Raw genomic sequence first — 11,458 nt, forward strand, 5'->3', positions numbered from 1 at the left:
ATGGGCGCCGTTCCCCGGCGCCCATTCAGGCATTTTGCCGGGCTCGAAGTATTTTTGGAACTGCCGGACTTGTTCCGGCAAGCCGTTGAGAAGGAACCGGATCTATGATCCAGATGCAATCCAATCTCGACGTCGCGGACAACAGCGGCGCCAAGCGCGTCCAGTGCATCAAAGTGCTGGGCGGGTCTAAGCGTCGGTTCGCGGGTGTCGGAGACATCATCGTGGTGTCGATCAAGGAGGCGCAGCCGCGCGCCCGCGTCAAGAAGGGCGACGTTCACCGCGCTGTGATCGTTCGTACCCGCAAGGACGTGCGTCGCACCGATGGCAGCGTGATCCGCTTTGATTCGAATGCGGCCGTGCTGATCAACAAGAACGAGGAGCCGATCGGCACTCGTATCTTCGGCCCCGTCGTTCGCGAACTTCGCGGCCGTGGCTTCATGAAGATCATCTCGCTCGCTCCGGAGGTGCTGTAATGGCCGCCGCTAAGATCAAGAAGGGCGACTCCGTCGTCGTTCGTTCGGGCAAGGACAAGGGCCGCACCGGCACCGTCGTTCAGGTCATGCCGAAGGATGGCAAGGTCGTGGTAGAGGGCATCAACGTGATGACCCGTCACCGCAAGCCCAGCCAGACCAACCCGCAAGGTGGTATTGACCGCCTGCCCGCTCCGATGGCGATCAGCAAGGTCGGCCTGGCCGATCCCAAGGATGGCAAGGCGACACGCGTGCGCTTCGAAACCAAGGACGGCAAGAAGGTCCGCGTGGCCGTGAAGTCCGGGGAGACGATCGATGGCTGATAAGTACACTCCGCGCCTCCGCTCCAAGTACGAGGCCGAGATCGCCAAGGCGATGACCGAGAAGTTCGGTTACAAGAACGTGATGCAGGTTCCCCGGATCGAGAAGATCACGCTCAACATGGGCGTGGGCGAGGCGAGCCAGGACAAGAAAAAGGTCACGACCGCCGCCGCCGAAATGGAGGCGATTGCTGGCCAGAAGCCTGTGATTACCAAGGCGCGCAAGTCGATCGCGCAGTTCAAGCTGCGTGAAGGCATGCCGATCGGTTGCAAGGTCACCTTGCGCCGTGAGCGCATGTACGAGTTCCTCGACCGTCTGGTCACGATCGCGATGCCCCGCATCCGCGACTTCCGTGGCCTGAACCCGAAGTCGTTCGACGGCCGCGGGAACTATGCGATGGGCTTGAAGGAGCAGATCATCTTCCCAGAGATCAGCTACGACAAGATCGACAAGGTGCGTGGCATGGACATCATCGTCACCACCAGCGCGAAGACCGATGACGAAGCGCGCGAGCTGCTGCGTCTGTTCGGTTTCCCGTTCCCGGCAGAAGCTGCCGAAGAAAAGCAGGCCGCGTGAGCGGTCGAATGAAGAGAGCTTAAGTCCATGGCGAAACTGAGTTCCGTGAATAAGAACGAGCGTCGCAAGAAGCTCGTCAAGAAGTATGCCGGCAAGTATGCGGCCCTGAAGGCCGTTGCCGACGACACCTCCCTCGACGAGACCGAGCGTCTGATTGCCCGCCTCAAGCTGGCCGAAATCCCGCGTAACGCCAACCCGACCCGGGTTCGCAACCGTTGCGCCACGACCGGCCGCCCGCGTGGCTACTACCGCAAGTTCGGTATCAACCGCATCGAGATCAGAAACCTTGGCAACAAGGGCCTGATCCCCGGTCTGGTCAAGTCGAGCTGGTAAGGATCATTTGAAATGGCTTTGACCGATCCCCTGGGTGATATGCTCACCCGCATCCGCAACGGCCAGCAGGCGAAGAAGGATTCCGTCCTCTCGCCCGCTTCGAAGCTGCGCTCGCGCGTGCTCGAGGTGCTGCAGCGCGAAGGTTATATCCGTGGCTTCAGCGATGACGCTACCGGTGCCCACCCGCAGCTGCGTATTGAGCTGAAGTATTTCGAGGGCGAACCCGCTATCAAGCACATCGCCCGTGTCTCCAAGCCGGGCCGCCGCGTCTACTCGGGTTCCAAGGAACTCCCGGTGATCCGCAACGGCCTTGGCATCACCATCGTCTCGACGCCGCGTGGCGTGCTTTCGGATGCCGAAGCGCGTACGCAGAACGTCGGTGGCGAAGTGCTTGCGGAGGTGTTCTGATGAGCCGCATCGGCAAGCGTCCCGTCGCGATCCCCAGTGGGGTGACCGCCGACATCAAGGACGGTATCCTCTCGGTGAAGGGCCCCAAGGGCACCCTTACCCTCACCATGCGCGACGAGATCAGCTACACGCTCGACGACGGCGCGATTTCGGTCAAGCCGGCGAACGACACCAAGGAAGCGCGTGCTTTCTGGGGCATGCAGCGCACCCTTGTTTCGAACCTCGTTGAGGGCGTGACGACGGGCTTTACCAAGACACTCGAGATCACCGGTGTCGGCTACCGCGCCAACTCGCAGGGGAAGACCCTGAAGTTGCAGCTCGGCTATTCGCATGATGTCGACATCGCGGTGCCGGAAGGCATCGAGATCAAGACGCCGGACAACACCACGATCGAGATTTCTGGCAACGACAAGCAGAAGGTCGGCCAGATCGCGGCTGAGATCCGTCGCTGGCGCAAGCCTGAGCCTTACAAGGGCAAGGGCATCAAGTACCGTGGCGAGTACATCTTCCGCAAGGAAGGGAAGAAGAAGTAATGGCCAAGCTCAACCTCTTCGATCGCCGCAAGCGTCGCGTTCGTACGTCGCTGCGTGCGCGCTCGGGCAGCCGCCCTCGCCTTTCGGTGCACCGCACCGGTCGTCACATCTATGCGCAGATCATCGACGATGCGCAGGGCCGTACGCTCGCTGCCGCCAACACGCTTGGTGCCAAGGGCACCGACATGGAAGCCGCGACCCGCGTGGGTCAGCAACTGGCCGAGAAGGCCAAGGCTGCTGGCGTCACTGCAGTCGTGTTCGACCGTGGTGGTTTCCTGTTCCACGGCCGCGTCAAGGCGCTGGCCGAAGCCGCCCGTGAAGGCGGGCTGGAGTTCTGATGATGGCAGACGAAAACAACAACGAGCAGCCGATCGCGGCTGAAGCACCCCAGGGTGTCGATGCAGCGCCCGAAGCCGGTAACGGCTACCAGGGCCAGGGCGGCTTCGGCGGCGGCCAGGGTGGCGGTCGCGGTGGAAACCGTGGCGGCGGCGGTAGTCGTGGCCGTGGTGGCGACAACCGCGGCGGTGGCCGTGGCGGTAACGATCGTGGCGGCCGTGGCCGTGACGACCGTCGTGGTCGCGGTGGCGACGATGATGGTGGTGAGGAGCTGATCGAAAAGCTCGTCCACATCAACCGCGTCTCCAAGACCGTCAAGGGAGGCAAGCGCTTCGGTTTCGCCGCGCTGGTCGTGGTGGGCGATGGCAAGGGCCGTGTCGGCTTCGGTCACTCGAAGGCGCGCGAAGTGCCTGAGGCGATCACGAAGGCGACCGCTTCCGCCAAGAAGAAGATGGTGCGTGTTCCCCTCAAGGAAGGACGCACTCTGCATCACGACGGCAAGGGCCACTTCGGCGCCGGTCGCGTGAATGTGCGCACGGCGCCTGCGGGTACCGGCATCATCGCCGGCGGTCCGATGCGCGCCGTGTTCGAGAGCCTGGGCGTTCATGACGTGGTGACCAAGTCGGTCGGCACTTCGAACCCCTACAACATGATCCGCGCTACCTTCGACGCGCTGACCAGCCAGACTTCGCCGAAGTCGGTTGCGCAGCGTCGTGGCAAGAAGGTTGCCGACCTGCTCGGCCGCGGTGGTGCTTCCGAGGTAGAGGCTGAAGCCGCTGCCGAAGCAATCGCGGAGTAAGCGACATGGCAACCATCAAGATCAAGCAGATCGGTTCGCCGATCCGCCGCCCTGAGAGTCAGAAGAAGATTCTCATCGGTCTGGGCCTCGGCAAGATGCATCGCGTCGTCGAGCGTGAGGATACCGCCGAAGTGCGCGGCGCGATCGCCAAGCTGCCGCACATGGTGGCAATCGTCGACTAAGACGGTTTTCGCCAAAGTGGAATGCAAATCAGCCCCGGCCACAAGCCGGGGCTTTTTTGTTATCCGAGGCACTCTGTTGGCCGTCGTTGGCCGTCATTGAGCTGGGGGCTCGGGATTAATACTCACGCCTGACTTGGCGGCTTGTGAGGTATTGTCCGGCTAAGCCGCGCTCGTGAACGAGGCGGAAATCATGATGACACGCAACACCACCGCCCTCTCGGCGAAAGCCTGGCGCGATGCCCTGGACGAACTCGCTTTGGTAGCCAGTGCCAGCGGGGTCGCTGCGACCAAGGACAGGCTGAGCGAACTGGTTATCCTGCTGATGCTCGCGCCTGAGCCCCATATGCTGCTGGGGGTCAACGCGATCGCGCCTGATCGACTTCGCGCGCTCGTGGACGTCGAAGCATTCGATACGGCGCTGATGGCGATGCTGGGCAGTCCACTCGGCTTCCTGCTCTCACGCGGCCAGGACGGGGAGAGTTTGGCGACAATAGCTCTGCCCGGTGCTCTGCAGGAACAGTCCGCCTCGGGCGCGAGCCCTGCACTGGCGCTCATCGCCGCACTCGCACTGTCGCTAGGAAACCGCCGCTCTCTAACACAGTCCATGCGATCGCAGGCCCAGCCTGCGGAGCGTTGCGTCCTTCACTAAGACGGTCGCCCCAACGAAAAAGGGCGGGCGATCCGCTCGCCCGCCCCCTTCGGTTACAGAGAAAACGTCAGAGGGCGATAACGCCCCCGTCATCCTTGGTAATGGCAACGATCGCCGAGCGCGGGCGCACGGTCGCGGCGACGCTGGCGTTGCCCTGCGAGTCCGGCCAGTGGCTGGAAGGAGCCGCGGGGGTACCTTCTTCGCCCGGATGCTGAATGCCGACGAACAGCGTGCGGCCGTCCGGCGTCATGTCGATCCCGGTGATCTCGCACTGCACCGGGCCCACCAGGAAGCGGCGCAGCGTGGCCGCAGTGGCTGATGCACCAGCGAAGGTCGCCTGCATGGCAGTCGCGCCGGTGGAGTCCTTGTTGGTAATGGTCTTAGCAGCGCCGTCGCCAACCGTCCCGGGGATCGCGGCGAGCAGCATGCAGTTCGTGCGATCCGTCAGCGCGCCGTCGTCCGTCTCGATCCACAAGACCGGCTTGACTTGGCCCAGCGCGTTCGTTGGGCGTGAGAAGTACAGGCCGTCCGGGCTGGAGAAGTCGTTTTCGGCAGTCAGGCCCGAGATGTTCACATCCGCGTTTGCGTCTGCCGAATCCGCGCCGAACAGGTAGATGTCCCAGCGGAAGCTGGTTGCCGCCTGATCGTCGCCCGCTTCACGCAGGCGAATGATATGGCCGTTGGGGTTGCCGTACTGTGCCGTGTTCGCCGATCCCTTCGGATCGTTGTAGTGACGCGGATTGGCGGCATCGGTGCCCGCGAGCGGGCGACCAGCTGCGTTGTTGTTGGTCAGCGTCAGATAGATTTCGCCCGTCGCCGGATTGCCGGCGGTCCACTCCGGACGATCCATCGGCGTTGCCTTCACCGCGTCGGCGGCGAGACGGCAATTGACGAGGATGTCGGCCTGATCGGCAAAGGCATACGTTGCCAGATCAGGAACCTGACCGAACACCAGCGGAAGCCACTGGCCATTACCATCCGCGTTGAACTTGGCGACATAAAGCGTGCCGGCATCAAGGTACTTGTCACCCATGGCGATGCGGTTGCCCGAGTTGGCGTCAGCCTGCGCGAAGGTGGTGTTCGACACGAACTTGTAGAGATACTCGCGGCGCGAATCGTCGCCCATGTAGACCGCCAGCTTCTTGCCGGGGACGGCCTGGACGAAGGCACCCTCATGACCACAGCGTCCCAACGCGGTGCGCTTGCGCGGCGTCGACGAGGGATCGTAGGGGTCGATCTCTACCACCCAGCCGAACTGGTTGGGCTCGTTGCGGAAGTCCTGCTTGGCATCGTCCGCCTTGGCGCGCGCGTCCCAGCGGGTGAACAAGGTGTCGCTGGTGGCGACCGACGACCAACCGTAGTTGCCGGTGGTGCTGGTCACGCCGTAGCGCGACAAGGCCACGCGCTCCTTGGCGGAGCGCTTCGCGGTATCCGTGCCTGCGCCCGACCCGTCGCGGCGGAAATAGCCGGCCCAGTTCTCTTCGCACGTCAGGTTGGTCGCCCAAGGCGTGATGCCATTGGCGCAATTGTTGATCGTGCCGCGGCCCTTGCTGCCATCGGGCGAGAATGCGGTGGAGAGCAAGGCTGAGCCTGCCGCCGGCCCCGTGAACTGCATAGGCGTCGCCGGCGTGATACGGCGATTGAAAGCGCTGGTGGGCACATAGCTCCACTTGCGATTGCCGGCATCGGCATATTCGCTGACGCTGACGCCGTGGGCCATCATCTCCTTGAGCGCCTCGCCCTGCGGACGGCGGCCGCTGGCATCCGTGGTCGGACCGGCGGGGTGGAGATACTGGACGTTCAGATTTTCGTGGTTCTGCACCATCAGGCCGCGCGTGCTGCTGCTGTCGTCGCGCGCGCCCGAGCTGCCGAGGCCGAAGAAGTGCAGCGCATCGCCATGATCGCCGATGCGCTTGTCGAAGTCTGCATCGGTGCCGTTGTTGGCGTAAGCCGAAAGGCCCGCCGCGAGCGGATCGCCCAGACGCGTCATCACCGTGACCGAGTATCCGGCGGGAACGGTGACGATATCATTGAGGTTCTTGGCCACGGCCGCGAAGCCCAGGACGGCCGGGTTGACGCGAACCGTGCTGCGAGCGCTGGCGTTCAAGCCGCCACTTCCGATGTTGGCGCCATAGGCGAAGACCAGGTCCGTGCCGGTGCTGACCGCTGGGGCGATGAAGGTGGCGGTGGTATCGTCCACCCGCGTGAGGGTTACGGCGGGGCCGCTGATCTGGGTCCAGGTGCCGGTGACGGTCTGGCTCGATACGGTGACGGTCAGCGTGACCACGCGGCCGGCGCTGGTCGCGGCGACGTTGCCCGGCGTCAGCACCGGGCCGTTCGATAGATTGTCATCACCGCCGCACGCCGACAGCATGGTGGTGCCGAACACCGCCATGCCGGTCGCGCCCAAGCCGCCCATCAGCGCCTTGCGACGCGAGAAGCGCTCGGCCGCCAGGCTCTCCAGCGACGGTTCCAGGCTGCGGTTGGTATCGACATCACCATCGGTATAGCCGGTGATGGAAACGGAATTGGTCATGGTGTCCCCCGGGCTCTATTGCCGGGGCTCTCCTATGGCCAGACCATGACAGGATTGCGCACATTGCGTGACAGTTCCGAGGCAACGACCCCCGAACACAGGAGCCCTCACACCGCCGGGTACACGCCCTCCAGCACGCGCTCGAAATGCCGCTTCACCCGCGCGTTACACGTGCACGCCCGCTGCAAAAGGGCGTGCGCGTCCGTCACCTCGATGCCGCCCCGGCGCGTGCGGACGATGCCATCGAGCTTGAAGCGCTGCACCACCCGGCTCGCGTAACTGCGGCCAATGCCCATCATCGCCGCCAGTTGCTCCTGGGTCATCGCGATATCATTGCGGCCGATGCGCTCGGTCGCCGCGATCAACCACTTGGCGGCGCGCTGCTCTATCGTATGAATCGCGTTGCAGGCGATCGACTGGAAAACCTGCGCCATCATGCAATCGGCGTAGCGGGTGAACAGCGCATCCACTGCTGGAGAAGAGCGCTTGATCCGCTCCAACCGATCGAGCGGGATACGATAAAACGCTCCTCCGTTCATCACATTGGCACGAGCGAACGACGGCGCGATCCCGGCGCTGACGATGCCGCCAAGCGCGCCTTCCCGTCCTACCATCAACGTCTCAACGATCGAGCCATCGTCGGTAAGCACAAAGTACGAGGCGATCGAGGCACCGAGCGGGAAGTAACAAAAATCGACGTTCTGATCTGGCTCATAGAGAAGATCGCCCGTGGTGAAATGCACTTCGGTCAATTGATCAAAAAGAACTTGTCGATCATTCTGACTTAGCACGTTCAACAGTTCGCTTTGATCGAGCATCGACCTCTCCCACAGCGTCAGATTACGCGCATTGGGCGCAAAACGGGGGTTAAGCGCAGTAGTTCCACAGCATGCATTTTGGGGCAGGCCACGGCACCGATGGTCGTATCTGTTTTCGTTAACGAAGACCCCATTAAGGGCATGGAGACGACCTTTAACGCACTGCAGTTGCAGCAAATCGGTGGACAACCTCAGGTGATTGCAGCAAAGAGAAGCGTGGAGACTTATTCACTTAACATGCAACCGTTGCTCAATCATTTGCGTGAGGCGACCTCCGCTTCGCATGATCGCCTGGACACCGCATTCGGATCGCTGGACCTCAGCGAACGCGCGGATTACGCACGCTTCCTCGCTGGCCACGCGATCGGCATGTCGGCGCTGTTTCCGGCCTTCCGCACATTCGTCGAGCGAGATCTTGGCACCCCCTGCCCTGATTATCCCGCCATGCTGAGCAGTGATCTAGCGACGCTGGGAATCGATGCCGGCGACCTGCCCAATATTGCCGTGTCTGATGGGCTCACTCCCCTTGCGACTGCATACGTTCTGGCCGGCTCACGGCTGGGCCTCGCGATGATCCGCCGCAACGGCTATTGGGGCAAGGCGCAAGGCCATCCCTCCGCCTATATGGAGGATGAGCATGGGCAGGCGATCTGGAAGGACGTGGTCGCCCGGTTGAAGCAGTCGCAACTTACCGAGGGCGAGGCTGCTCCCGAACGGGCAGGCGCGATCGCCGCATTCGATACGTTCAGCGAAGCCTTCGCCGCCAGCGCCCCGGCGACCGCGCAATAGTCATGGCGGACGGCATGCATCAGGTCGACCTTTCGACCTGCGATCTCGAACCGATTCACATCATCGGTCGTATCCAGAGCTTCGGCTGGTTGATGTCGTTCTCCAGCGACTGGATCATCAACCACGCCTCGCAGAATTGCGACCAGATCTTCGGCGCGCCGGCGATGGACATGATCGGTCGGCCCGCGACGCAATTTATCGCCGCCAGCGCGCTGCACGATATCCGTACTCGGCTGCAGATCCTGGGTTCTGCCGACTCGGTGGAGCGGATGTTTGGCCTCGATCTGATGGAGGACGGGCGCGCGTTCGATGTCGCGCTGCATGCCTCGGGGCGGTCCTTCATCCTCGAGATCGAGGAGAGCGAGGCGGGTAACCGCCGCGATTACGTCAGCTACGTCCGCCCGATGATTGATCGCATGCGCAAGGCGGGCACAACGGAGCAACTCTGTGCGGCGGCGGCGCGTCATCTGCGTGGGCTGACCGGTTTCGACCGGGTGATGATCTACCGCTTCGAGCCGAGCGGCGCGGGCGAGGTTATCGCCGAGAGCCTGAACGGCACTGTCGACAGCTTCCACGGCCTGCATTTTCCCGCCTCGGACATTCCTGCCCAGGCGCGGCGGCTCTACGCGCGGAATATTCTACGCATCATCACCGACATCGACGATCCGACGGTGCCAGTGGTTCCGGCGACGAATCCCAACGGCGAGCCGCTCGATCTGTCGATGAGCGGGCTGCGCGCCGTCTCCCCGATTCACATCGAATACCTGCGCAACATGGGCGTGAAGGCCTCCATGTCGGTATCGATCATGCAGCGAGGCAAGCTGTGGGGCCTGATGGCGTGCCATCACTATTCCCCCCTCCGCCTGTCCTACGCGATCCGCACCGCGGCCGAACTGTTCGGTGAATTCTTCTCGTATATGCTGGATCAACGCGAGAGCGACTACGCCTTTGAAAAGCGTGGCGATTCCATGCGCCTGCATGACGAAATCATGGCGCGTGTCGCAGGTGGCGACTCGCTGCTCAGCGCTTTTGAGGATTTCGCCGATTCGATCGGCAAGGTTATCCCTTTCGACGGTATCGTCGGATGGGTAGACGGCCAGTTCATGGCGCGCGGCTCCACCCCCACGCAGCCGCAGTTTGAGGCCCTGGCGCGATTCCTCAACACTGCCGGTGCCAGCACCGTATGGTCGACCGACAATATCACGTTGGTATATCCGCCCGCGCACGATTTTGCCGAGCAGGCGTCGGGCCTGCTGGCGCTACCCGTGTCACGCAGCCCGCGCGACTATATCGTGCTGTTTCGCAAGGAACATCTGACCCAAGTCTACTGGGCGGGCAATCCGGAGAAGTCGATCGAGTTCGGCCCGAACGGCCCGCGCCTGACACCGCGAAAGAGCTTTGACCTCTGGAAGGAGGAGCGCCGGGGGTATTCGCTGCCTTGGACACCGGAACAGATTTCCGCCGCCGAGTCGCTCCGCGTCACGTTGCTGGAAGTCGTGCTGAGGCTGGCCGACGCCGCCAATGCCGAACGGGAGCAAGCCGGCAAGCAGCAGGACATGCTCATCGCCGAGCTGAACCACCGCGTTCGCAACATCTTGAACCTCATTCGCGGTTTGGTCACGCAGTCGAAGGAAGGCGCGACCACCATCGATCAGTTCGCCGAGATTATCGGCAGCCGCATCCACGCCCTCGCCCGTGCGCACGATCAGGTGACGCAGACGGACTGGTCGCCTTCGTCGCTCTACAATCTCATTCGCACTGAGACAGACGCCTACGCCAGCGACAGCGCCGATCGCGTTCGCATCGAGGGGCCGGACGCGCTGGTCGCGCCCAATGCCTTCACCACGTTAGCTCTCGTCATCCATGAGATGATGACCAATTCGTGCAAGTACGGCTCGTTGTCGGACTCGCGCGGCCATGTCGCCATCAGCATCAGCAATGGCGATGACGGTTCGCTGGAGATCGACTGGTCGGAAGTCGACGGCCCCGAAGTGAAAACCCCGACCCGTCGCGGGTTCGGATCTACCATCATCGAACGGACCATTCCGCACGAACTGAGCGGCATCGCCACGATCGACTACCCGAAGAGCGGCGTTCGCGCCACCTTCGTCATCCCCGGCGAGCACATCGCCGCTTACAACACCCCCATGCCTTCTTCCTACGAGGTACCTTTGTCCCCTGCGGATGTCCGGGAGAATGCGCCCGAACTGTTCTCGGCATCGGCGCTCATCGTGGAAGACAATGTCATCATCGCGATGGAGGCGGAGGACGTCTTGCGCGACCTGGGCTTTTCCAGTTGCCATATCGTCGGATCGGTGCGGACAGCGCGCCAGGTCATCGAGGAAGAGACGATCAGTTTCGCGATGCTCGACGTGAACCTGGGCAAGGAAACGAGCGAAGAGATCGCCGAGTTGCTGCGCGATAAGGGCGTGCCCTTCATCTTCGCCAGTGGTTACGGAGATCGTTCGTTCACCACGTCGCGGTTTGAGGGCGTCCCGGTGATCACCAAGCCTTATTCGGAGCGGGACATTAGCCTGGCTATCGCTCGCTTGAAGCAGGCCTGAGGCGATACCGCCCTTACCCGCCGCGGTTCAGAGCCACTACGGGCAAACGGTTTCCAGGAAATCGACCAAGCCGCGTTCTTCGCGCGATAGCCATTGCGTGGCGCGCGGCAGCTTTTCCGGCATGACCGGAGCCTCCGTGCCGCC

Annotated in this window: 14 protein-coding genes; 12 read left to right on the forward strand and 2 right to left on the reverse strand. The window is 62.8% G+C overall.

Annotated features, from left to right (window positions below):
• Positions 1–104: 104 nt before the first annotated feature.
• From rplN to ACHWRX_RS03180, 10 genes are all read left to right on the forward strand, one after another.
• On the forward strand, positions 105–473 hold the full coding sequence (rplN, locus tag ACHWRX_RS03135) for a 50S ribosomal protein L14 (protein ID WP_008828228.1): 369 nt from the start codon (positions 105–107) through the stop codon (positions 471–473).
• Positions 473–793: a 50S ribosomal protein L24 gene (gene rplX / locus ACHWRX_RS03140; RefSeq protein WP_058737554.1), complete on the forward strand. Its 321-nt coding sequence runs from the start codon at positions 473–475 to the stop codon at positions 791–793. Before rplN ends, rplX begins: the two co-directional genes overlap by 1 nt.
• Positions 786–1,367 carry a 50S ribosomal protein L5 gene (gene rplE / locus ACHWRX_RS03145; protein WP_183616233.1) on the forward strand — a complete coding sequence of 194 codons (582 nt, stop codon included), beginning with the start codon at positions 786–788 and terminating at the stop codon, positions 1,365–1,367. Before rplX ends, rplE begins: the two co-directional genes overlap by 8 nt.
• A 27-nt stretch (positions 1,368–1,394) precedes the next feature.
• Positions 1,395–1,700 (forward strand): 30S ribosomal protein S14, encoded by a 306-nt coding sequence (gene rpsN / locus ACHWRX_RS03150; protein WP_058737556.1) that lies wholly within the window; start codon positions 1,395–1,397, stop codon positions 1,698–1,700.
• Between the two features lie 12 nt (positions 1,701–1,712).
• Complete coding sequence (rpsH, locus tag ACHWRX_RS03155; RefSeq protein WP_058737557.1) at positions 1,713–2,108, forward strand: 30S ribosomal protein S8; 396 nt, start codon at positions 1,713–1,715, stop codon at positions 2,106–2,108.
• Positions 2,108–2,641, forward strand: a complete 534-nt coding sequence (rplF, locus tag ACHWRX_RS03160) for a 50S ribosomal protein L6 (protein WP_183616232.1) — start codon at positions 2,108–2,110, stop codon at positions 2,639–2,641. The genes rpsH and rplF overlap by 1 nt, the downstream gene beginning before the upstream one ends.
• Positions 2,641–2,979 carry a 50S ribosomal protein L18 gene (gene rplR / locus ACHWRX_RS03165; protein WP_159870564.1) on the forward strand — a complete coding sequence of 113 codons (339 nt, stop codon included), beginning with the start codon at positions 2,641–2,643 and terminating at the stop codon, positions 2,977–2,979. The genes rplF and rplR overlap by 1 nt, the downstream gene beginning before the upstream one ends.
• A gap of 2 nt (positions 2,980–2,981) precedes the next feature.
• Positions 2,982–3,776 carry a 30S ribosomal protein S5 gene (gene rpsE, locus ACHWRX_RS03170; protein ID WP_246388361.1) on the forward strand — a complete coding sequence of 265 codons (795 nt, stop codon included), beginning with the start codon at positions 2,982–2,984 and terminating at the stop codon, positions 3,774–3,776.
• Positions 3,777–3,781: 5 nt separating this feature from the next.
• Positions 3,782–3,958 carry a 50S ribosomal protein L30 gene (gene rpmD, locus ACHWRX_RS03175; RefSeq protein ID WP_183616231.1) on the forward strand — a complete coding sequence of 59 codons (177 nt, stop codon included), beginning with the start codon at positions 3,782–3,784 and terminating at the stop codon, positions 3,956–3,958.
• Positions 3,959–4,148: 190 nt separating this feature from the next.
• Positions 4,149–4,607 carry a hypothetical protein gene (locus ACHWRX_RS03180; RefSeq protein WP_394658055.1) on the forward strand — a complete coding sequence of 153 codons (459 nt, stop codon included), beginning with the start codon at positions 4,149–4,151 and terminating at the stop codon, positions 4,605–4,607.
• A 67-nt stretch (positions 4,608–4,674) separates the two neighbouring features.
• Here ACHWRX_RS03180 and ACHWRX_RS03185 read toward each other — a convergent pair whose 3' ends face one another.
• Together ACHWRX_RS03185 and ACHWRX_RS03190 are read right to left on the reverse strand one after the other, a co-directional pair.
• Positions 4,675–7,143 (reverse strand): alkaline phosphatase PhoX, encoded by a 2,469-nt coding sequence (locus ACHWRX_RS03185; protein WP_394658056.1) that lies wholly within the window; start codon positions 7,141–7,143, stop codon positions 4,675–4,677.
• Between the two features lie 107 nt (positions 7,144–7,250).
• Positions 7,251–8,150: a Crp/Fnr family transcriptional regulator gene (locus ACHWRX_RS03190; RefSeq protein WP_394658057.1), complete on the reverse strand. Its 900-nt coding sequence runs from the start codon at positions 8,148–8,150 to the stop codon at positions 7,251–7,253.
• Positions 8,151–8,177: 27 nt separating this feature from the next.
• On the opposite strand from ACHWRX_RS03190, the gene ACHWRX_RS03195 reads away from it, so the two are divergent.
• Positions 8,178–8,750 (forward strand): biliverdin-producing heme oxygenase, encoded by a 573-nt coding sequence (locus ACHWRX_RS03195; protein WP_394658058.1) that lies wholly within the window; start codon positions 8,178–8,180, stop codon positions 8,748–8,750.
• A 2-nt stretch (positions 8,751–8,752) separates the two neighbouring features.
• Complete coding sequence (locus ACHWRX_RS03200) at positions 8,753–11,314, forward strand: HWE histidine kinase domain-containing protein (protein WP_394658059.1); 2,562 nt, start codon at positions 8,753–8,755, stop codon at positions 11,312–11,314.
• Positions 11,315–11,458: the final 144 nt, after the last annotated feature.

The organism is uncultured Novosphingobium sp. (assembly GCF_964277725.1).
In the GTDB taxonomy this organism is placed as follows: Bacteria; Pseudomonadota; Alphaproteobacteria; order Sphingomonadales; family Sphingomonadaceae; genus Novosphingobium; species Novosphingobium fluoreni.